Origin of the sequence: Psychrobacter sp. NPDC077938 (assembly GCF_044542635.1) — a bacterium.
Taxonomy (GTDB): domain Bacteria; phylum Pseudomonadota; class Gammaproteobacteria; order Pseudomonadales; family Moraxellaceae; genus Psychrobacter.
Genome location: NZ_JBITUW010000007.1, coordinates 132,077 through 155,224 on the forward strand (window position 1 = coordinate 132,077; position 23,148 = coordinate 155,224).

At 43.6% G+C, this 23,148-nt stretch carries 19 protein-coding genes, 2 tRNA genes and 1 pseudogene; 16 read left to right on the top strand and 6 right to left on the bottom strand.

The window, feature by feature from the left end:
- Positions 1-277: 277 nt before the first annotated feature.
- From gltX to ACIGBM_RS12255, 6 genes are all read left to right on the top strand, one after another.
- Positions 278-1,804 (top strand): glutamate--tRNA ligase, encoded by a 1,527-nt coding sequence (gene gltX, locus ACIGBM_RS12230; RefSeq protein WP_397477944.1) that lies wholly within the window; start codon positions 278-280, stop codon positions 1,802-1,804.
- Between the two features lie 142 nt (positions 1,805-1,946).
- A complete protein-coding gene (locus ACIGBM_RS12235) occupies positions 1,947-2,312 on the top strand; it encodes a hypothetical protein (protein ID WP_397477914.1) in 366 nt (121 codons plus the stop codon).
- A gap of 122 nt (positions 2,313-2,434) precedes the next feature.
- Positions 2,435-2,510: transfer RNA gene (locus tag ACIGBM_RS12240), tRNA-Ala, on the top strand.
- A 148-nt stretch (positions 2,511-2,658) separates the two neighbouring features.
- Positions 2,659-2,734, top strand: a tRNA-Glu gene (locus ACIGBM_RS12245).
- 292 nt (positions 2,735-3,026) lie between these two features.
- Entirely contained in the window at positions 3,027-3,680 is a 654-nt protein-coding gene (locus ACIGBM_RS12250) for a LysE family translocator (protein WP_397477915.1), read from the top strand.
- 31 nt (positions 3,681-3,711) lie between these two features.
- Positions 3,712-4,674, top strand: a complete 963-nt coding sequence (locus ACIGBM_RS12255; RefSeq protein ID WP_397477916.1) for a hypothetical protein — start codon at positions 3,712-3,714, stop codon at positions 4,672-4,674.
- A gap of 82 nt (positions 4,675-4,756) precedes the next feature.
- On the opposite strand, the gene acnA is transcribed toward ACIGBM_RS12255, so the two are convergent.
- The gene (acnA, locus tag ACIGBM_RS12260) at positions 4,757-7,594 is read right to left on the bottom strand and encodes an aconitate hydratase AcnA (protein ID WP_397477917.1); all 2,838 of its coding nucleotides are present in this window, start codon (positions 7,592-7,594) and stop codon (positions 4,757-4,759) included.
- A 296-nt stretch (positions 7,595-7,890) separates the two neighbouring features.
- Positions 7,891-8,970, bottom strand: a complete 1,080-nt coding sequence (locus ACIGBM_RS12265; protein ID WP_397477918.1) for a DUF3025 domain-containing protein — start codon at positions 8,968-8,970, stop codon at positions 7,891-7,893.
- A 126-nt stretch (positions 8,971-9,096) separates the two neighbouring features.
- Here ACIGBM_RS12265 and ACIGBM_RS12270 point away from each other — a divergent pair, with 126 nt between their 5' ends.
- From ACIGBM_RS12270 to ACIGBM_RS12280, 3 genes are all read left to right on the top strand, one after another.
- Positions 9,097-9,813, top strand: coding sequence for a metal-dependent hydrolase (locus ACIGBM_RS12270; protein WP_101205981.1), 717 nt, complete (start codon positions 9,097-9,099; stop codon positions 9,811-9,813).
- Between the two features lie 59 nt (positions 9,814-9,872).
- On the top strand, positions 9,873-10,463 hold the full coding sequence (locus ACIGBM_RS12275; RefSeq protein ID WP_397477919.1) for a YchJ family protein: 591 nt from the start codon (positions 9,873-9,875) through the stop codon (positions 10,461-10,463).
- Between the two features lie 125 nt (positions 10,464-10,588).
- A complete protein-coding gene (locus ACIGBM_RS12280; RefSeq protein ID WP_397477920.1) occupies positions 10,589-11,077 on the top strand; it encodes a CC0125/CC1285 family lipoprotein in 489 nt (162 codons plus the stop codon).
- 141 nt (positions 11,078-11,218) lie between these two features.
- Here the strand turns inward: ACIGBM_RS12280 and ACIGBM_RS12285 are convergent, their stop codons facing one another.
- From ACIGBM_RS12285 to ACIGBM_RS12295, 3 genes are read right to left on the bottom strand one after another with little or no spacing between them, the layout of a single operon-like run.
- Positions 11,219-12,139: a class II glutamine amidotransferase gene (locus tag ACIGBM_RS12285; RefSeq protein ID WP_057762068.1), complete on the bottom strand. Its 921-nt coding sequence runs from the start codon at positions 12,137-12,139 to the stop codon at positions 11,219-11,221.
- Positions 12,140-12,469 (bottom strand): hypothetical protein, encoded by a 330-nt coding sequence (locus ACIGBM_RS12290; RefSeq protein WP_347163516.1) that lies wholly within the window; start codon positions 12,467-12,469, stop codon positions 12,140-12,142.
- Between the two features lie 60 nt (positions 12,470-12,529).
- Positions 12,530-13,693, bottom strand: a complete 1,164-nt coding sequence (locus tag ACIGBM_RS12295; RefSeq protein ID WP_397477921.1) for a homoserine kinase — start codon at positions 13,691-13,693, stop codon at positions 12,530-12,532.
- Between the two features lie 185 nt (positions 13,694-13,878).
- On the opposite strand from ACIGBM_RS12295, the gene hisF reads away from it, so the two are divergent.
- From hisF to glmS, 7 genes and pseudogenes are all read left to right on the top strand, one after another.
- Complete coding sequence (gene hisF, locus ACIGBM_RS12300; RefSeq protein WP_397477922.1) at positions 13,879-14,661, top strand: imidazole glycerol phosphate synthase subunit HisF; 783 nt, start codon at positions 13,879-13,881, stop codon at positions 14,659-14,661.
- Positions 14,662-14,846: 185 nt separating this feature from the next.
- A complete protein-coding gene (gene ribE, locus ACIGBM_RS12305) occupies positions 14,847-15,365 on the top strand; it encodes a 6,7-dimethyl-8-ribityllumazine synthase (protein WP_057762077.1) in 519 nt (172 codons plus the stop codon).
- Between the two features lie 216 nt (positions 15,366-15,581).
- Positions 15,582-16,418, top strand: a pseudogene (gene nusB, locus ACIGBM_RS12310) (transcription antitermination factor NusB); the annotation flags it as partial.
- 29 nt (positions 16,419-16,447) lie between these two features.
- Positions 16,448-17,479, top strand: coding sequence for a thiamine-phosphate kinase (gene thiL, locus ACIGBM_RS12315; RefSeq protein WP_397477923.1), 1,032 nt, complete (start codon positions 16,448-16,450; stop codon positions 17,477-17,479).
- Between the two features lie 3 nt (positions 17,480-17,482).
- Positions 17,483-18,064 (top strand): phosphatidylglycerophosphatase A, encoded by a 582-nt coding sequence (locus tag ACIGBM_RS12320; RefSeq protein WP_397477924.1) that lies wholly within the window; start codon positions 17,483-17,485, stop codon positions 18,062-18,064.
- 206 nt (positions 18,065-18,270) lie between these two features.
- Positions 18,271-19,647 (top strand): bifunctional UDP-N-acetylglucosamine diphosphorylase/glucosamine-1-phosphate N-acetyltransferase GlmU, encoded by a 1,377-nt coding sequence (gene glmU, locus ACIGBM_RS12325; protein WP_397477925.1) that lies wholly within the window; start codon positions 18,271-18,273, stop codon positions 19,645-19,647.
- 182 nt (positions 19,648-19,829) lie between these two features.
- Positions 19,830-21,674, top strand: coding sequence for a glutamine--fructose-6-phosphate transaminase (isomerizing) (gene glmS / locus ACIGBM_RS12330; protein WP_397477926.1), 1,845 nt, complete (start codon positions 19,830-19,832; stop codon positions 21,672-21,674).
- Positions 21,675-21,976: 302 nt separating this feature from the next.
- Here the strand turns inward: glmS and ACIGBM_RS12335 are convergent, their stop codons facing one another.
- A complete protein-coding gene (locus tag ACIGBM_RS12335) occupies positions 21,977-22,978 on the bottom strand; it encodes an NAD(P)-dependent alcohol dehydrogenase (protein ID WP_397477927.1) in 1,002 nt (333 codons plus the stop codon).
- Positions 22,979-23,148: the final 170 nt, after the last annotated feature.

Genomic DNA, 23,148 nt, shown 5'->3' on the forward strand with positions numbered 1-23,148 from the left:
CGATTTTGGCTTAGACTTTGATAGGGACACAAACAACTCAATAGATGACGACCATACTGGCCAGTAATTAGATGAAAATAAACAAGTTATGACTTGCTTAGCATTATTATCGCAAGGATACACCTGTAGTCAAGCACTAGAAGGGCTTTTCATTAAAAATATCACATGTCTCTGTTATACTAGCGCTATATTTTACGCTATTTCTTAACATCGACTTCATATCTTTCATCGCTATTTATACTGATAGCTTATATCGATAGCAAACTTTGAGACTTTTATCATGCAAACCTCTACTGACAGCACGCGACCTGTACGTACGCGTATCGCCCCATCGCCAACTGGCTTTCCTCACGTAGGTACTGCCTATATTGCCCTGTTTAACTTGGCTTTTGCCAAAGCTCACGGCGGCGAATTCATCTTACGTATCGAAGACACTGATCAGACTCGCTCGACTGAGCAATCAGAACAAATGATTTTGGATGCCCTACGCTGGGTTGGTCTGGATTGGGTAGAAGGCCCAGATATTGGCGGCCCACACGCCCCTTATCGTCAGAGCGAGCGTAGCGATATCTACAAAAAGCACGCCGAGATACTCATAGAAAAAGACCATGCGTTCCGCTGTTTTTGTACCAGTGAAGAGTTAGATGTTATGCGCGCTGAACAAATGGCCAATGGCGAGACCCCACGTTATGATGGTCGCTGTGCTCATCTTGCACCAGAAAAAACCGAGCAATTGGTAAGCGAGGGCAAACCGCACGTGATTCGTATGCGTGTACCGGCCGAAGGCACTTGTCAGGTACAAGACATGCTACGTGGCACCGTTGATTTCCCTTGGACTCAAGTCGACATGCAAGTACTGCTAAAAACAGACGGCATGCCAACCTATCATCTAGCTAACGTCGTTGATGACCATTTGATGGAAATCACTCATGTGATGCGCGGTGAGGAGTGGCTGAACTCTGCGCCTAAGCATCAACTGCTTTATGATTATTTTGGTTGGGAAATGCCTACGCTTTGCCATATGCCACTACTGCGTAATCCTGATAAATCAAAACTGTCTAAACGCAAAAACCCAACCTCTATCACCTACTATCGTGATGCAGGCGTGCTACCTGAAGCATTGTTAAACTATCTCGGTCGTATGGGCTACTCAATGCCTAATGATGCTGAGCAGTTCACGCTAGAAGAAATGATTGCCAGCTTTGATATTCAGCGTGTGTCGCTTGGTGGCCCTATCTTCGATATTGAAAAATTAAACTGGCTCAATGCAGAATGGCTACGTGCGCTTAGCCCTGAAGAATTAAAGAATAAAATTCTTGAGTGGGCCAGTAACAGTGACAAGCTAACGGCTATCGCAGCCGCAATTCAGCCACGTATCGAGCTATTGTCTGATGCGGTTAATTGGGGTGGTTTCTACTTCCAAAACCTACCTGACATCAATGCTGAGAGCTTCACTCATAAGTCGCTCACCCCTGAGCAAATTATCGAGATGCTGCAATTAGCGCTTTGGCAGTTAGAAGTCTTACCAACGTGGTCAGAAGAAAACATCTATGCCACGCTAAAAGGCCTTGCTGCTCATCTTGATATTAAGATGCGTGACTTTATGGCGCCGTTCTTTATCGCTATCGCTGGTAGCACCTCATCGACGCCAGTCATGAACTCTATGTCGATTATCGGTGCCGATATGACTCTGACTCGCTTGCGTCATGCGGTTGATGTACTGGGTGGCCTCGGTAAAAAGAAATTGAAAAAACTTGAGAAACAAGCGGCAGAATTGCCAGATTTCTTAGCTGCTGCTGAATAACTTATCTACTAAATAGTTAACTAGCTAAACTTGTCGAATGTAAAAGGGTCAGGCCATCTCTGGCCCTTTTTTTGTTAAGCGCAGCTATTACTACCTCAAATTATTAGACATCTTTTATTAAATATTTTAATTGGAACTAAACATGGCCGCCAAAACCGTCACGATAGAAAGCAAAGATTATGTCTTTAACACGCTAAAAGAAGCACAGAAATATTATGATGCCCTCGTAAAAGAACTGTTTGATGCAACTTTGACCCTGACCAAGGGCCAAGACTTCGAAGATTTAAAATGGATATACAGCACTTACTGTGGTTACACCAAGCATAATCTAGATAAATTGGGCAAATATGACATCATTGGCGTCAAAGGTATCAGAACGATCCGAGAAAAAGGCGGTCAATATATGCCAACTGAATGCTGTGCGATTATTTTTTCTGATGGTAGCGAAGAAGAGTTTTATACCGATAAAGCCATCAAAGAGATCGCGCTGAAGCAAAATCCACGCTAATTTGGGCTTATTGAGCCTTTAAAATAGGCTAAATCGCTTTTTTTTGCATATTTATGAATTATTTTTAAAATAGTTGTTGACAAGACTGCCGCTCTTACATAAAATACGCACACTCTTAGCGAGGGGCTATAGCTCAGTTGGTAGAGCACTTGCATGGCATGCAAGGGGTCAACGGTTCGACTCCGTTTAGCTCCACCATACTTATTTATAGCAACGCTCAGTATTACTGAAACGTAATAATAAATACTCGCTAGTAGGACGATATCAGCACCTAGGCAATGCTTATTTACTAAGCTATCTGATATTGTGAAGTACCGTTGTAACCACTGGTTATAACACTCTATGCGTCCCCATCGTCTAGAGGCCTAGGACACCGCCCTTTCACGGCGGTAACGGGGGTTCGAATCCCCCTGGGGACGCCACTATTCGGCGTCACTTATTAGCACTTTTGCTTAGCATCAGGTTAGACTAATAAGCGAACAATAAAAAAGCCCAGTCATCATATGGTGACTGGGCTTTTTTATGTCTGTCGTTTCTCAAAACCCTCTATTCTGTTGTCGTTAGCTTATTATTAATAGCTGCTAGCTTAGTGTGAATAGCGCTATTGCCAACCTATCTAATACTCGTTAATATCGACCTGATAAGCATATTTATAAAGTGCAGCCACATACTATAAATGATGGGTCTTGGCGTGATTAAAGGGAAGTGATTGCGATGTTTGGTATCGAGAATTATCTGGGGTTTATTTTGGCGGCGATTTTGTTAAACCTAACGCCAGGTACGGATAGCATGTATATCATCACCCGTAGTATTTCACAGGGGCAAACAGCAGGGTTTTATTCTGTTCTTGGCATTACTTCGGGTATTTTGGTACACACCCTATTGGCGGCGCTAGGATTGTCCGTATTGCTTGCCAATTCCCCTACTGCTTTTATAATTGTCAAATATATTGGGGCCAGCTATTTGTGTTATTTAGGCTTTAAGATGCTGACGAGCAAAAACTCTAACTCGATTGCAAACAATTTATCCAAAGATCAGAACGTGACTAGCCAAAAGGCTGTAGATGGTTGGCAAATATATAAGCAAGGTGTGTTGACCAATACTTTTAATCCAAAAGTCGCTTTATTTTTCTTGGCGTTCTTCCCGCAGTTTATCGACGCTAGTTATGCTTATGGCATGCTGTCATTTTTGATGTTGGGACTGACTTTTGCCACCACAGGCTTTATATGGTGCTTGAGTTTGGCGATGTTGGCGTCAAAGTTCAGCAAAAAATTAAGAGAGAATCCAAAAATTGAATCCATGATGAATAAAATAAGTGGTATCGTATTTATGGGGCTAGGAATTAAGTTATTGACTGAAAAGGCTTGATTAGCAAAATAACTCAGTCTTAGGAGAAATAATGAGTATTATCCAAAATGCAATTGATTCAATTCAGATTGGGGTTGAAGATTTTGAAAGTAAGGATGATAGGCGCAGTGTTTCTGCTGTGAGAAATATAGCCGCTGGGATTTTGTTACTTTATAAAGAAAAGCTATGTCGATTATCCCCACCCGATAACAAAGAATTATTGATAAAGCAGAATATTAGGCCTGTGCAAGATGCGAAAGGTGAAATAACTTTTGAAGGTAAAGGTAATAAGACAATTGATGTTCAATCCATAAAAGAAAGATTCAAAAGTTTAAACATTACAACAGTAGATTGGGACAGGTTTGATGAAATCAGTAGACTAAGAAACGATTTAGAACATTACTATACATCTAAGTCTCCTGATGCTGTCCGAGAAATCATAGCCAAGTCATTTCTACTAATTAGAGACTTTCTATCAGAGCACTTGCAGGAAGATCCTCAGGAGATTCTGGGCGATGATTGCTGGAAAGTTCTACTCGAGATAAATGATGTTTACTCAGCAGAAGAAAATGCTTGTAAAGCGAGTCTTGATGCAGTCGATTGGAAATATCATTCAGTTGAAGTAGCTCTTAAACACCTTCGTTGTGATCAGTGTCACTCCTCATTAATACAAGCTCCACATGCTGAAGATGTTTATCCAATGATTGACTTGCATTGTAAGTCATGTGGGGAAGACTTCAGCTTTTATGACGTACTTGAAGAATATATTACAGACTCTTTGGCTGGAGAAGCACATTTAAATATAAAAGATGGTGGCGAATCTCCCTATGATGACTGCCACGAATGCGGAAAAAGCACCTTTATTTACGAAGAGAGTTGTTGTGTAGCCTGTAACTATGAAATGGAATATAACGAATGTGAAATGTGCGGAACTTCTCTTAACTTAGAAGATCAATACAATGAAGGTAAATGCAGTTACTGCCAGTATAGGTGGGAAAAAATTATGGCAGAATAAGCTTTCTCAATTTAAAAAATAATGCATAAAAAAGACCAGTCATTACGACTGGGCTTTTTATCATACCAAGTCTAGTACATCACTAGCCTGCTTCTTTGCTCTCAGCAGCCAATTGACGTAGTACATAGTGCAATACGCCGCCATGACGCACATATTCGCGCTCTTTTGGCGTTTGTAGACCGACATTTACCTCAAAGGTTTCTGCCGAACCATCAGCACGTGTAGCCGTAACCGTGGCTGTTTTACTCTCACCATTATCTAGACCCGTGATGCTCAGCACTTCAGAACCATCTAGTTTGTATGTTTCTGCGTTTTGACCGTCTTTAAACGTCAATGGCAGCACGCCCATACCGACTAGGTTTGAACGGTGAATACGCTCAAACGAGCTGGTCAACACGGCTTTTACGCCGAGCAGGATTGTACCTTTGGCTGCCCAATCACGGCTCGAACCAGAACCATACTCTGACCCACCCAATACCACTAGCGGACGCTTGTCTTCTTTATACTTCATCGCTGCATTATAGATAGGCATTTCTTCGCCATCTTGTAGCGTAGCGCTGTCATCTTTGAAGTAATAGGTATAGCCGCCTTCTTTACCGCCCATCATGGTGTTTTTGATACGGATATTGGCAAAGGTACCACGAGTCATGACTGCATCATTACCACGGCGTGAGCCATAGCTGTTGAAGTCTGCTTCCATCACACCGCGCTCTTGCAAGTACTTACCTGCTGGTGAGTCCGGATCGATATTACCTGCTGGTGAGATATGATCGGTGGTAATTGAATCACCAAACAGACCTAGGATACGCGCGCCTTCGATATCAGGGATGCCTTCTGGTTCCATGGTCATACCATCAAAGAACGGTGGGTTTTTAATGTACGTTGACCCTTCATCCCATGGATATAGTTGGCTATCCGCTGAACTAATTGCGTTCCATGCTGCACTACCATCAAATACTTCGCCGTAGTTCTTGCGGAACATATCAGCATCAATATTGTTGGCAATTAACTCGTTAATTTCTTCCGAGGTCGGCCAGATGTCTTTTAGGAATACATCATTGCCATCTTGATCCTGTCCGAGCGGATGAGTCGTCAAGTCAATATCAACAGTACCTGCCAATGCATAGGCAACGACCAATGGTGGTGAGGCTAAGTAACTGGCTTTGACATGCGAGTGAATACGACCTTCAAAGTTACGGTTACCAGACAGTACCGCTGCTGCGACCAAATCATTTTCTTCAATGCCTTTTTCGATCTCTTCTGACAATGGTCCTGAGTTACCGATACAAGTGGTACACCCATACCCTACTAGGTAGAAGCCCGTTTTTTCTAGCTCATCCATCAGATGGGTCTTTTCTAAATAGTCGGTGACCACTTTAGAACCCGGTGCGAGCGATGTCTTAACCCAAGGCTTGGCTTTAAGACCTTTGGCAGCAGCTTTTTTGGCCACTAGACCTGCACCAATCATTACTGCTGGGTTTGAAGTATTAGTACAAGAAGTAATAGCAGCAATAACTACCGACCCGTCTCGTAGTTTGTGTTGTTTGTCATCGATGCTGACATTTGAGAAGACATTGTTGGCTGGCGCATAACCTGCATTGTCATCACTGGTATCAACTTCGATATTCGGTTCAGCTGCCAAGTGTTCAGCTTGCTCTTGCTCGCCGCCTTCTTGATCAAAGCGTACTTTACCTTCTACTTCTGACTTACGATCTTTGGTCATTTTTTCTAGCGTTTCGCCAAACTTCTCATGCATATCAGACAAATTGATACGCTGCTGTGGCAAGTTTGGACCAGCAAGTGCTGGCTGTACTGACGACAGATCTAGTTCTAATTTACTTGAATAAGTCGCCGCAGGTGTATCGGCATCGTGCCATAAGCCTTGCGCCTTAGCATATTTTTCAACCAGCTCAATCTGTTCTTCTTCACGGCCTGATAGACGCAGGTAATCAATCGCCATTTGGTCAATTGGGAAAATACCACAAGTCGCGCCATACTCTGGTGACATGTTGGCAATGGTGGCGCGATCCGCTAACGGCATACTGTGTAAGCCTTCGCCATAAAACTCGACGAACTTGCCCACTACGCCATGTGCACGCAGCATTTCAACGACACGTAATACCAAATCGGTTGCCGTGACGCCTTCAGTCAGCTTGCCTTTTAGCTCAAAGCCGACCACTTGTGGAATCAGCATCGAAGACGGTTGACCTAGCATCGCCGCTTCAGCTTCGATACCGCCCACACCCCAACCAAGTACACCGATACCATTAATCATCGTGGTATGACTATCTGTACCAAACACTGTATCTGGATAAGCCGTCAGCTCGCCATCGACGTCTGCTGCCATTACCACACGGGCTAAATACTCAAGGTTAACCTGATGCACGATACCTGTCGCTGGCGGTACCACGACGAAGTTTTCGAAGGCTTGCTTGCCCCAATGCAAAAATTCATAGCGCTCATTATTACGCTTAAATTCAATCTTTTCGTTCAAATCTAGCGCATCTTCGCGACCATAAGCATCAACCTGTACAGAGTGATCGACGACCAGCTCACTAGGGATAAATGGATTGATCTGCTCAGCCTTTCCACCAAGCTCGACTACTGCATCACGCATTGCAGCTAAATCGACTACTGAAGGTACACCAGTAAAATCTTGCAATACCACACGCGCTGGCATAAAGGCGATTTCTTTTGACGCCTCAGCCCCTGCATCCCAGTTGGCAACCGCTTCGATATGGTTTTTACCAACCGACTGGCCACCGTCTTCGTTACGCAATAGGTTTTCTAATACCACTTTCATACAAAATGGTAGTGTCTTGATATGCTCATAAGTTTCGGTCAGCTTTGGCAGGCTGTAGTAGGCATGTTTCTTGCCAGCAACCGAAAGGGTGTCTTTTACATCAAAAATATCACTCATGATAGCTTCCTTATCGTTGTTATAAATCCTGGACATAAATTATTATAAGTTTATGTATGACTGGTGGCTCAATAAATGATTGATCTGTTTTGAATCAATATCGCAGTTTCGCAAAACTGTCTGATATGAGTCCGTGTTAACAAAAGAGATAATCATATCTGTAATGATTAACAGAAACTCCCTTTTACCATAACAAACATATGAGGCTTTGTTAACGTCTGGACGTTGTCGAATCGTGGCACAATCGTAAACGTAACAACGGTTTAGCGAGCTATCTTTAAATGATTTACTCCTATTTAATTTTTATCTTTTTTACGTCGTCCACTGCGAAACACGTAGCTGTCTTCATAAAAGCCAGTATCTGCATTTTCTGCCCAAAAATGCGGCACCCCTAAAATCGGTAACGGCGCAAGCTGGCGCGGCTTGACGTCAGCATTTGATAATAATGTATCCATGTATTCGGCAACCTTGTCATCCAAATAGTGCATACGTTCAGCTAAGGATAAGGTAAAGAATTCTGGTGCAACATGAATGACAATACTGTGTGCGCATAGAGGTTTGCGTGGGTGTACCAACTGCTCAAGCAGGGCATGCCCAAAAATATAGACTGCGGCTTGAGCGCTGTTATCAGGCTGGGTTGGGTTGTCCCATTTAGCACGTGGTTTCACCAAACTTGCCTGCCAGTCAAAATCGACTAACGCCTCACCGATACTAGCATCAGAAGTTACTAGCACTGCGCCATTCTCATCAAAGACAGTAATAGTGTCGCGCACACGCCCTCGGCGCTCACTAATGCCCTGCTTAGCGATTTCTAGCATGTGGTAGTAATTGAGCATAGCTTTAGTCTTCGGAAAGGTCAGCCAAATACTGCCATTAAACAAGTCATGTAAGTTATCACGCGTCGGGATATTGCCAGTTGTGCCGATGAAATGCTCATAGGCCTCCCCTTCAGGCAATGCATTTTGAGAGACGAACTGTAGCGTCTGAGATTTGTGATCATGAGCAGGTTTAGTATGTGGTAACGGCTGCTCTAAATGATTTGCCTGCTGCATCATCGCCGTTTTTAAGACTTTGGTAATCGTGTCAGGCGTATTGATGTCAAAAGCATTTATATCGTGCTCATCTAGACTTTTCACATTATCCAAACCTTCTGAATCACCCAAATTACCTAAACTATCCAAGCTATTTCTCTGTGATTTCGAGCGACTAAGCCGCTCAATCGTGTTGCTGATATGACTCAATTGAGTAATATGCGATAACCAAGGCACTTGCCAGTCAATGGTAGCAAAGCTGTTATCAAGCTGACCTTCTACTACAGGTAGCTGCTTAGTATGAGTATCAGAGTTAAGTGTGGCGGGTAAATCACTGGCAGGCATAGAAGCTCTCTCTTACAGGCTATCTCTATTAGACGTATGGACGGTCTATGGTATCATGGTGCGCTTTTTTACTGCTAGATAGGCCGCTCGAAAGGACTTTTTGAGCGCTATGGATGAATGAGTTTTATGGCAAATTTTAATACCCACTTAAATGTCGCTTTTATGGTCAGCGGCACACTGAGTTTGACGGTTTATAAAGCTGGATTGATTGATGATTCGGGGTTTTTGGTGTGTGTGGCGCTTGGTACTATCGGTGGATTGCTGCCAGACTTGGACTCTGATAATTCAACACCGATTAAGCTCGGTTTTAATATTACCTCGTTTATATTTGCCTTTGGGCTGGTCATGCATTGGCGGAGTGATTTGAGCTTACTGGCATTGATAGTATTGTGGCTGGCGGGCTACGGTTTTATGCGTTACGTCGTCTTTCATATCTTTACCACTATGACGGTGCATCGAGGCGTCATCCACTCTGTACCGTATATGGCAATACTGGGATTGGGTCTGACATGCCTAAGTTATTATGGCTTGCACCTACCACTGACGACCAGTTGGTTTTATGGCCTGTTTTTATTTGGTGGCGCAATGGTTCACTTATCATTGGATGAGCTATATAGCGTCAACTTGTCCAATATGAAAATGAAACGCTCATCGGGCACAGCGATGAAGTTTTATCAGCCAAAAGACAAATGGTGGTATTTGCTTCTATACACTATCCTTGCGCTACTGGTATATGCCGCCCCGCCTTTTGAGATGTTTTGGTCACGACTAAGTGATCCTTCTGCATGGGCGCAGCTCAAAGTCGGCATATTGCCAGAATTAATAAAAAGCATGCTGCAATAAAGTTATCAAAAGACCGTTGAGCCTAAACGAATGAGTCCAAACAAAAATTAGAGTAAAACATGCAATCTTACCCAAGTACTTGCCCTTGCCAAATCAATCTAACAGCAGAGACGACAGACGCTCCGCTATCCTACCAAGACTGCTGCCAGCCATATCATGATGCTTTTTATAATGGTGCTTTTTATAATGATGAGGTTAATAAAGCAGATTGTATAAAAGCGGAGACAGCCGAACGGCTTATGCGCACGCGCTATAGTGCCTTTGCATTGGTGAAACCAGAGTATATCGTCAAGACCACAGTGCCTGCTCAGCAAGCATTACTTGATGTTGCAGCGATTGAAAGTTGGGCAAAAGAGACAGATTGGGCAGGACTAGAGATTGTAGAACACAAGCCAAAGCTGGGTAAAAGGCATGCACAGGTTGAGTTTAAGGCTTATTTTAAAAGTTCTGAGAAAACAACAAGTGGTTTAGAAGAAAAAACACAGGCGCATCATGAGCTGTCCACCTTCGTGAAGGTAGAAGACAAGGCTAATAGCGATGCGCGCTGGTATTTCTTAGACCCGACGGTTGCGATGACTGTCAGCCAAAAGCAACCGTGTTTTTGTAGTTCTAGAGAGAAGTTTAAACGGTGTTGTGGGGGTTATTTGTAAGCTATGCTATGTTCACTCGTTTTTACTCAATTTTCCTAAGAAAAAACATTAGTTTAAACTTATTGAGTTTTAGTACAAGTTGTCATATATTTAGTTGGTGTATTCACAAACCTCAAGAGATAACTATGAAGCCATTATTCTTTGCAGCTTTTTTTGGTATTGTCATAGGACTATCGGGTTGTGCTACCTCATATAAAGCTCAAGGTATGAAAGGTGGCTTCTCAGATACTCCTCTTGCAAAAAACACGTATGCTGTCAATTTTCAAGGTAATGGTTATACTTCTGCGAGTAAAACAAGAGATTTTGCTCTTTTGAGGGCAGCTGAAATAATGCAAAACAATAATTATCCTTACTTTATTGTTCTGCAAGGAGATACAAGTACCATTGCTAAGAACGTTGAATGGTCACAAACTCAGCAAAACACTTTGATAAATAGTTACAGTGGTATAACACGCATCAATACATCAACATCTGCTCCTGTCACATCTGTAGTATCTAAACACGATACTCAAGTTGTAGTAAAAGGTTTTAATTTACCTAATGTTCCTCAAAATGCACTATCAACACAGCAAATTATCAGCTCAATCAAAGCAAAGTATAAAATAGATGATTAAATAAAGATCGAATATAATTCAATCTAGTTAAAAGTTTATAGTCATGCTTCTTAAAAAACTTTCTTGAAGTAGATTATTTCTATAGGAGTTTGACCATAACCTTTCGTTATCTTCTCTAATAACTCAAAATAGAAGCAACAGCTAAACACTCGCTCCAACGGCTCGTGCAATTGCAATCCCTTCATCAACGGTCAAAAACTTGCGCTGGCTCGGGCTGTCTTTATAAATCACGTCGCCATCTTGAAATATTAAGCATTCATTGACGGCGAGCTGTTGCCATTTCTCATTTTCAGTCAATGGCACAGTGACTAGAATAGTAACTTTATCTGTATCTGTAGTCACATCACCAAAGTTAATCGCCATATCATCATCAGCGAGTTTCGCTTCACCAAATGGTGCTTTGCGCGTGAGATAAAACAGTAAGCTACCGGCATAAGCCAGTTGCCACCTGCCATTCGATATCAAGCAATTAAATAATCCATTGGCCGATAGATAACGACATTGCGTGGTCAAAAAATTAAACAGTGTCTTGTCATCAGGGCGTGACTTAAAGCTACTTTTTAGACGATTGACCAAATAACAGAATGCCATTTCAGAATCAGTTGAACCAACTGGCTGACAGTGTGAGGCATTGCCGTTGTCTTGTAGGCGCTGACAGCGTTTGATAAATTCGCTATTCATCTGTCCATTGTGCGCAAATACCCACTGCTCGCCCCAGACTTCACGGACGAATGGATGCGTGTTTGCCAAGCAGTTCTGCCCTTGCGTTGCCTTACGAATATGCGCAATGACATTCATGGCTTTGATTGGATAATTATTAACCAAATCAGCGACTGGCGACAGATGGCTTGGACGATTGTCATGAAACAAACGCAGACCCGTTGAGTCATTTGCCGTCTCATCGTTGGTTTTGTCATTATTGCTGCATTCGCTGCGCTCAAAAAAGGCAATACCAAAGCCATCTTCATGACTGTCCGTCATCCCGCCGCGCTTGCGAAACCCTGCAAAGCTAAAGCCAATATCCGTTGGGGTATTACAGTTCATTCCTAAGAGTTGACACATTTAATCATTACCGCCGTTATTGTCGTCTATTATCGAGTTACCTTGAATAGGATTGCTTTGAGCAGCAGATAGCGCATCAAAGTCAGCATCACTCATTTCATCAAGCAAAGCGGCACCATCAGTTGGGATGGTATCCAAAATGCGCTGAGCGCTTGCCAAATCTGTACTTTCTACCCAGAGAACGATACCAGAGTTCATACCTGGAATAGCGCTGAGCGGCTGCAAGGACACGGTGATGCCGTTATTACGTAGTAGGTTGGCGTGCAGCTCACCCTGCATATTGGTATCGTAGCGCGCCAGTTTGTGCCAGTTATCAACTTGATCGGTCATGGGGTCGCCTCTAAGGTTTCGGTACTAAAATTAGTACTAGAATAAATGAATAAGCAATGCTTAAGACAATTGATCTAGCGTATATTCTTTAATTGCAAACTCACTACTACTTAATGTTTCCTGCGCTTGTTCGGCTTGGGTGATACTGCTAAATACACCAACTATTTGATTGTCTGGTTTGGTTGATAGTACAAATACGGTATTTTGTGATTTTTCAACATGCGCCCAATGGTAAGCGGCCAGACGTTTCATCAAGTCAGGGTTTTTGACCATGATGTTATCACCCGTACGACCTTCGGTACGATTGTAGTGAATCACGTTTAGGCGTAATAACCAGAAAATCACCGCCGCCTTTGCCAGCATAACAGGTAGTGCACGGTTTTCGTCGTTATTTAGCGGGCGAATCGATTCATAACCTTGTAAGAACGCCGCCATTTTGCTCCGGTCAAAGTTAACGGATTCGCCTTGTTCTGCAACGCCCCACGTGGTACAAAAATCATTGATAGTAATGGCAATATCCATCACGTAATGCTCGACACTGACTTCAGTAAAGTCCAACAGGCCCGTCAAACGCGCTTCGCCTTTTTGTAGATTCCATAAGGTATTGTCGGCGAACATGTCTAAATGGCATAAGCCTTTTGGCAAGGTTGCCAGTGGCAATTCTGAATAAGAGCGCCAGATATCGCTCATCAGCTTGGCTTCGTCACCTGGCATGAACTGCATTTCACGGTCGCGCACATCCGCCCATGGATACAAAGGCACGCCATATTGTTCACTTGGTTGTAGTGCTTGTAGCGTTTCATGCAGCATGGCTAATGCCGCGCCAATGTCATGACACATCGCTTGCGTGGTTTGATCAGGATGTGAGCCTGCTAGACATGGTACTAGCGTAAGCGCTTTGTCTTCATAATGGATGACATAGCGCTTATCGTCGCCATCCGTTTGCGAACCAGTTGACTCAATAACGGCTAGCGGCGCGGCTACTGGTAGCTTGCCATTTAATTGATTAAGAATAACGGCCATTTTTTCGATATCAGCGGGCGGACGCTCTTCAAATAAAGTAAACACGTAAGAGTATGTGCCATCTACATCGTCAGTCGTTTGAATAAACCAGTTTGAGTTTTTAATACCTTGAGTGATCGGAATCGCGCGGGCAAACGACACGCCAAAGCTTTGGCAAAAGGCGGCAAACTGGTCATCGGTTAACTGGGTATAGACGGACATGACATCTCACTTATAGCAATTGGATAAGAAGTTAAATAGGATAAATTTATGCGGTAATAACAGCAATTGTACCGCGCATGATAAAACTATGGTGAAAAGCGTAATAATCTTGCGAAAACCTGCCTGAAATAGCAGTGATTTTGCTAGACTAGCACCTATGAATTGATTATAAGGTGAAAGACCCTATGTTAGCAAAGCGTATCATTCCTTGCTTGGACGTAGACAATGGCCGCGTGGTCAAAGGCGTGCAGTTTGTCGATATAAAAGACGCAGGCGATCCTGTCGAAGTAGCCAAACGCTACAACGAACAGGGCGCTGATGAGATTACTTTTTTGGATATTACTGCGACCAATGATGAGCGCGATACCACTTATCATACTGTTGAACGCATGGCAGAAACGGTATTCGTTCCGCTAACCGTTGGCGGTGGCGTACGTAAAATCGCTGATATCCGCAATTTACTCAATGCTGGCGCAGATAAAGTGGCGATTAACTCAGCAGCCGTATTTACGCCGGATTTCGTTGGTGAAGCTGCGCAGAAATTTGGTAACCAGTGTATCGTCGTTGCCATCGATGCCAAACGCGTCGCTGATATCAACGTCGATGGTATCGTCGTACCGCGTTGGGAAATTTTTACTCATGGTGGTCGTAAACCAACTGGTATCGATGCCGTTGCTTGGGCGAGCAAAATGGCTGAACTGGGCGCAGGTGAATTACTGGTCACCTCGATGGACGGTGACGGCACCAAAAAAGGCTACGACTTGGCGCTCATGCAGCAAATTACCAGCCGCGTTAATGTACCAGTTATTGCCTCAGGCGGCGTTGGTAACCTGCAACATTTGGCAGAAGGCGTACTAGAAGGCGGCGTAGATGCCGTACTTGCCGCCAGTATTTTTCACTTCGGTGAGTACACGGTATTGGAGGCCAAAGAGTATATGGCAGCGCAAGGAATACAGATGCGTCTTTAGCACGCTCGTAATATACAAATAAAACCCAAAAAAATGCTATCATAGCGCTAACCATTTATTTTCGTTCAATTAACTAGGGCAACGCCAAAATAATAGGCGATCGAGTCGATTGAACGCATCAGACTATTTAGCTACTTATTGACGCCTATATTTCAATTGAATGCTTATTAAGCAAAGGATTTTTTATGTCGAATTTACAACAGCAGCGCAACGACGTGACTCATATCGATGGTAACCTACATCAAAACGCTGATGCTCGCATTGGTATCGTGGTTGGTCGTTTTAACGGTTTCGTCGTTGAGTCATTGGTTGATGGTGCAATCGATGCCCTACTCCGTCATGGTGTATTGGGTAGCAACATTACTGTTATCCGTGTGCCTGGCGCATTTGAGCTACCACTTGTGGCCCAACGTGCTGCTGAATCAGATCGTTTTGACGCGATTGTGGCATTGGGTGCAATCATCCGTGGCAGCACGCCGCATTTTGATATTGTAGCTAGCGAGTCGGCCAAAGGTTTGAGCGCTGTGGCAATGGATTATAATATCCCTGTTGCTAACGGTATCATCACTACTGACAGCATCGAGCAAGCTATCGAGCGCTCTGGTACTAAAGCTGGTAACAAAGGCTCTGAAGCTGCGATGGTTGTACTAGAAATGATCGCTGTTTTGTCACAACTTGATATTGATGATATCGATGAAGCGTAAGCTTTAAAGCTCAAATTTATTAGTTTAACTGGTGCTGCTATTTAGTAATAACAGCACCTCATAGCACTAGCCAGCTATCAAAACAATTGGCTACTTTTTGAATTTTCGCCGTATTTCTATACCCTTTAAAGCTTTGAATCAGCATAGCTAAAAAACTACTTTGCTAATTTATATTTTGACTGGGTATCATCTCAAAAATTTAGGTACAGACCCCCTATGACTGACCAACTCAAGCGCGCTATTAGCGCTGCGAAAACCGCACAAGCCAATGATGGACAAGCTGAGGCTACCCGTATAGCGAGCAGTAGTGCGGGTGATCAAACATTCGATATGAGTGAGTCTTCTTACAAGACCAGTCACACTGCTATCCGTAAGGCACGTCGCTTTGCGATGCAAGGCCTATACGAATGGCTCGTCACTGATCGCCGCTTTGATGTAGATGGTAAGCTTGGCTGGAAAGCCAATGCTCCGCACGATATTGCTGCTCGCACGCGTGCAACCAATGCCATGCATACCGTCCATATCGGTTATTATCATGAAATGATGCGCGACATCCCAGAGCAAATTGAAGCTCTCGATGCGCTTATCAGTCAGCATCTCGATCGTGAGGTTGATAAGTTAGATACTGTTGAGCACGCTATCTTGTTGATTGGCGCGTATGAGCTACAGAACCGTGTAGAGATTCCTTACAAAGTCGTGCTTGATGAAGCAATGAAGCTAAATAATCACTTTGGGGCGACTGACGCTCACAAACTGATCAATGCGGTACTGGATAAAATGGCTGGTGAGCTGCGTGCTTTAGAGGTACAAGCAGATACTAATGCTAATCTACGTACGTCACAAAAAGCGGCGGCTAAACAGCCTGAAGCGAGTTCGGCTGAAGTAACGGTAGCTGACAATATCGAAACTGCTGCTGAAACAGAAAGCACGATTGTCGATGAGCCGACTGCATCAAACAAGCCGCGTATCAGTGCTAACAAAGCCAACGTTAAACGCAGTAGTGCTAGTAAAGCCAGTGCAAATATCAGTGACTTTAAGGCGAGCAAGAAAAACGCTAACGATATCAAAGACTAAGACTAGCCATGAACGAGTTTGAGCTGATTGAGCGTATATTCTCACAGATGCAGGCCACGCATGCACCATCAATTGGTATCGAAAAAGGTATCGGTGACGACGCGGCTGTGATGGCATTGCCAGCAGGATCACGCTTGGTTAGCTGTATTGATACACTGGTTCAAGGTCGTCACTTTCATGCTGACTGGCAAAGAGTTGACGAGTTAGCGTTTGCAATTGGCTATAAAGCCGTGGCCGTTAATGTCTCAGACATTGCAGCTATGGGTGCGACGCCGCATAGCATTATGCTAGCGTTGGCACTACCTGAACGTCTAGCAAAACACGAATGGCTCACTGAATTTGCCAAAGGGCTGTTTCATGCTTGCCAGCTGTTTGGCGTGACGCTGATAGGTGGTGATACCACGCGTAGTGAGCGCTTAGTGCTCAGTATCAGCGCACAAGGGTTGCTGTCCGCAGATACACCAGCTGTTTATCGCTCAGGTGCACAAGTTAGCGATAAAGTCTATGTCTCAGGCAGCCTTGGTGATGCCGCTTTCGCCTTGCAGCATCCTGACAGCGCACAAGGTATCGAGTTGGCGCATCGTCTACATATGCCAACGCCGCGTATTGCGCTAGGTGCAGCATTGGCAAAGATGGATGCAACAGCGATGATAGATATTTCCGACGGCCTTTATCAAGATCTTGGCCATATCTGTCAGCAAAGCTCTGTCGGCATGCGCATCCATTTAGATAAGCTACCGAGTAGCGAGTCATTATCTACTGTCGATTTGTCTGATCGCTTATTAGGTCAGCTAGCGGGCGGCGATGATTATGAACTGGCATTTACTTTGCCTGCGCATATCAAACCGCCTACTGGCAACACACCTGTCACTTGTATCGGCGAGGTAATTGCACTAGCAGATCCGATAGCGACAGATACCAATTCTCCTGATAACTCACGTCTTGAACTGTTTTATCAAAATCAGCCAGTGACGCCTACTCAGCCCGCACCGTTCTCAATATGGCCCAACCTTACTGGCTACCAACACTTTACAGGCTAATCCATGACTGATCACGACTTATCTAAGCCTGACATCCGTAAAGCAAATGACTGCCCACCGCTACCAGACGGTGCCAGTATGCTTGACCGTGTGGTTTATTGGCTCGGTATCGGTTTAGGTAGCGGTCTGCCGCGCCGTGCACCTGGCACTTGGGGTACTGTTGGTGGGTTAATTATTGCCATACCATTATTGAGTTTGGGCTTTGTACCTTTTCTCATTTTGACAGTTCTATCTTGTATTTTGGGTGTTTGGATTTGCGGACGCACTGCTGAGCTTATGCAAGGTCATGATGATCCGCATATCGTTTGGGATGAGTGGGCAGGTATTTGGATTACCCTACTACCCTTGTCTTATATGGGGATTGCTGACGATAACTTCTGGCAAAATGTGTCTCAAGAGCTTGCTATTTTCGCCATTGTTTTCGCTTTTATCTTATTTCGATTTTTTGATATCGTTAAGCCGCCACCGATTGGATGGGCTGACAAAAGAGTTGCTGGAGGGTTAGGCATTATGCTTGATGACATCATCGCAGGTATCATGGCAGCAGTAGTATGGGTAGTGGTTATGTTTGGTGTGCTGTTATAAGCTACCCTAACTACTACGATACTGAATTGGCTATTCTACAACCGCTTATCCTAGCAACGTTATCAATTTGAACGCTACTCTCCTGTATAGACAATTGATCTATTGTTAGTAGGTGGCATTACAAAGCCTGCACATCACAGCATTTTTATAAATGAACATTTGCGCTATAATCCAATATTATATTTTGTTACATTTGTGAGCCTATTATGACATCTCCTCTTTCTGTAATTATTTTAGCTGCCGGTAAAGGCACACGTATGCAATCGGCAAAGCCAAAGGTATTGCAGACATTGGCTGGGAAGTCTTTATTAGGCCATGTGCTAGATACTTGTCATCAGCTCACTGTTGATGAAACCATCATTGTTCATGGCTTTGGTGGTGATCAAGTAAAGTCAGAGATTACCAATCAATATACACAAGCATCGATTACTTGGGTTGCTCAAACTGAGCAATTGGGAACTGGCCATGCGGTCAAGGTGACACTGTCTGATTTACCCAAGTCAGGACAAAGTCTTATTCTTTACGGTGATGTGCCATTGGTCAGCTGTCAGACATTGACAGCATTAAAAATTGCCAATACCAATGGTATGTCGATGCTGACGTTGACTGTCGACAATCCATTTGGCTTGGGTCGTATTAAACGTGACCAAGCGGGTAATATTGAAGCCATCGTTGAACAAAAAGATGCCAATACTGACGAGCAAAGTATTAAAGAAATTAACAGCGGTATCTACTGCGTCGATAATGCGTTACTGCACAAATATTTGCCTGAGCTTTCTAACGACAATGCACAGCAAGAATATTATCTGACGGATATTGTCAAAATGGCCGTCGCCGATGGTATTACTATCGCGGCAATTGAGCCTGAGCATACGTTTGAGATTGAAGGGGTTAATAACCGTCAACAGCTTGCTAGTCTAGAGCGCACTTGGCAGCGTAAGCTAGTCGCTGATTTGCAAGAAGCTGGCGTGCAATTTGCCGATCCTACCCGTGTCGATATTCGTGGTACGTTAACCGCTGGTCAAGATGTGTTTATTGACGTTAATGTGGTATTTGAAGGTGACTGTACCTTGGGTGACAACGTCTATATCGAAGCGGGCTGTGTCATCAAAAATGCCCAGATTGGTAATGCCTGCTACATCAAACCGTATTGCGTGATCGATCGCGCTGATATTGGTGCTGGTGTTGATATCGGACCTTTTGCGCACTTGCGTCCTGATACCGTACTATCTGATAACAGCAAAATTGGTAACTTTGTCGAAATTAAAAAATCGACTATTGGTCAAGGCAGTAAAGTAAATCACTTAAGCTACGTCGGTGATGCAACCGTTGGCACAGGCGTTAATATCGGTGCTGGTGTCATTACCTGTAACTATGACGGTGCTAATAAATCGCAAACCATCATTGAAGACAATGCGTTTATCGGCTCTAACGCCAGTCTAGTCGCTCCAGTGACGATTGGCGATACTGCTACCGTTGCTGCTGGTTCTGTGATTACCAAAGACGTTGATAGTAGTGCGTTGGCATTTGGTCGTGCGCGTCAAGTACAAAAAAATGATTTTCAAAGACCCCCTAAAAAATAATTGCTCATTGGTGGTTTAGTCAACCTCAGTCATTCTTGAACTATTTTAAGCAGTACGGCAATCTTTGTGGTGCTGCTTCATCATATTTATCTGTTGATGACTCATCATTAATGACCAACCAAATTATTTGATCTTGCAACATTATATATTGAACTAATAAAATTTGAATCTAAGGAATAGCCATGTGTGGAATTGTAGGCGCCGTTGCTGAGCGAAATATCGCTAATATCTTACTTGAAGGCCTAAAGCGTTTAGAATATCGTGGCTATGACTCAGCTGGCCTGACGGTTATTCGTGATGGTGAATTACACCGTGAGCGTCAAGTGGGTAAAGTACAGGCACTGGTTAATGCCGTTGCTATCAATCCAGAGTTTTTTGATGGTCATATTGGTATTGCTCATACGCGCTGGGCAACCCATGGTGAGCCAGCACAGCGTAATGCACATCCACATGTGTCAGGCAAAATTGCGGTCGTGCATAACGGCATCGTCGAGAACTATGCTGAGCTGAAAGAAGAACTAATAGCCAAAGGCTACGTGTTTACTTCACAGACAGATACTGAAGTTGTGGCGCATCTAATCCATGATATCTACAAAAAAACGCCTGACTTGTTGGAAGCGGTCCGCACTATCATTCCGTTATTGCACGGTGCTTTTGCATTGGGTATCGTCCACGTAGATTGCCCTGATGAGCTCATTACTGTACGTCTAGGCTCACCTTTGGTTATCGGTGTCGGTATCGGTGAGAATTTTATCGCATCAGATCAGTTGGCTTTGCTGCCGGTGACCAATCGCTTCATGTATCTAGAAGAAGGTGATATCGCCAAATTAACTCGTAATAGCATTCAAGTTTATGCAAATGGTGTTGAAGTCCAACGTCAGATACATGAAATTGATGCAACCCAGCACAATGCCGATAAAGGCGAGTTCAAACATTACATGCTCAAAGAGATTTACGAGCAGCCAGATGCCGTCGCTCGTACGATAGAGATGGCTTTGGATAATGGTGAAACCACCAAGCTACGCGACGATTTTTTACAGCGTCATGAGACACTGTTATCAGGTATTCGTCATGTACAAGTGATTGCTTGTGGTACCAGTTACCACGCTGGTATGGTCGCAAAATACTGGTTTGAGAGCCTTATTCGTATACCTTGTTCGGTCGAGGTTGCCAGCGAATTCCGCTATCGCAATCCTGTCGTCGTCGATAACACTTTGGTCATCTGTATTTCTCAATCTGGTGAAACGGCTGACACCTTATCAGCGTTACGTGATATCCAGAAGCAAACACCAACAGGCTTAGTCAGCTTGGCATTATGTAATGTACCGACGTCATCGCTGGTACGCGAAACAGATATTTTCTTGCCGACGTTAGCAGGACCTGAGATTGGCGTCGCCTCTACCAAAGCATTTACCACTCAGCTTGTGGCATTGATATTGTTGATATTAAAAGTTGGCGTCACGCAGAAGCGCATGACTGACGAACACTTAAATACGTTATTAAGTGAGTTACATCAATTACCAGGACAACTCTACGCCAGCTTAAACCTTGATGCTCCTATCAAGACCATGAGTGAAAGCTTTGAAGATAAGAAGAGCTGTCTATTCTTAGGTCGCGGTCTACAGTTCCCGATTGCTCTGGAAGGCGCGTTAAAGCTAAAAGAAATTTCTTACATTCATGCAGAAGGTTATGCGGCAGGTGAACTCAAACACGGTCCATTGGCATTGGTCGATAAAGACATGCCCATCGTCGTATTGGCACCTAAAGATAGTATGTTTGATAAATTAAAAGCCAATATGCAAGAAGTGCATGCGCGTCATGGCGAGCTATTTGTCTTCGCTAGCGAAGCCAGTCAGATGGTCGCTGAAGATAGACTGCACTTAGTATATGTGCCCGATGTTTGCGAGACGCTTGCCCCTATCGTCTACAGCGTGCCTGTGCAGCTGTTGTCATACCATGTAGCAGTAATGCGTGGTACAGACGTCGACCAGCCACGCAATTTGGCAAAATCAGTCACGGTAGAATAAGAAGAATTACTCTACGAGAGCTCTGAAAAAACAAATATTTACCCCTGCTATTGTGAACTCAGTAGCAGGGGTTTTTTATAATTTTAAAACGATCTACTAGCAGTTTAAAAAAGTAGTAATAATTGGCTGAGCAAAAATTAAATAAAGATACTTAGACCCAGTTCCAAATAATTCTCATATTTTAAAAACTGGTGAAAAGTAGAATTACGATACAAAAAAAATAGTGATACTCCGTCTATTAACTAGAGTATCACTATTATTGTTCTTATTTGGTGGCTACATTTAGTTGCCTGTAACGACGTTTAGTCTCTCTCTAGCACCACTCTATAGCGAGCATTGCCACTCTCTAATCGCTCAAACGCTTCATTAATCTCAGACATTTTGTATGTTTCAGTGACTGGCTGAATATTATGGCGAGCAGCAAAATCTAGCATTTTACGTAGCGTCGCTGGTGAGCCAACTGGTGAGCCTGATAGACTGTTTTGAGCCATAATCATTGGTGCAGCCGATATCTCTAGTGGTGCTTCTAGCAGTCCAACAAAATGCAGCTTACCTTTTGGTCTTAGCGTCTTGATCACGACATCCCAGTTCATATCAACGTTCACTGTTGAGATGATTAAATCAAAAGAACCTGCGGCTTTTTCAATTTCGCTATCGTCTCTTGAGTTTAGTGAATGGTGAGCGCCCATCTCTTTTGCTTCTTCCATTTTTGATTCACTGGTAAATGCAGTCACTTCACAGCCCCACGCGTTGGCAAATTGCAATGCCAAATGACCCAAGCCACCAATACCAATTACAGCCACTCTAGAAGTTGGTTTGATGTCGTACTGCATAAGTGGGTTAAACACTGTGACACCGCCACATAACAGTGGTCCTACCGCGTTAAAATCAAGCCCTTCAGGTATCTTGATGACGCTAGTATCTTTTGCGCGTACTTTATCTGCAAAGCCGCCATGATTACCAATGATCGTACCTTCTTGCTCAGGGCATAGGTTGTGGTCTCCATCAACGCATAGATCGCAGACGTTACAGTATCCTTTATGCCAGCCAAGTCCGACTTTATCGCCCAATTCTAGATGCTTGACGTGCTTGCCTTTATTGAGGACTTTACCTGCAACCTCATGCCCACCGACAAACGGATATTGAGTCATACCCCATTCGTTTTGCCACATCGATAAATCACTATGGCAGATACCGCAGCTATGTACTTCGATTTCTACTTCGTGATCGCCTAGAGCACCTGGGTCATATTCATAAGGCTCAAATTTGCCACCTTTCTCTTTTGCTGCATATGCGTTAATCATAGTTATTCCTTATTTTCTAGTTTTTTAAAGATTAGTTTATAGCGATTGGTTTATCGTTCTAGAAGCTATTAATATGTTAGTAAAATTAAAATAGCGCTATAAGATATAAACAATTTCTTCAATAAATTTGATTGGACAGACTATAGCAAAGACTGACCCACTTAATCCAT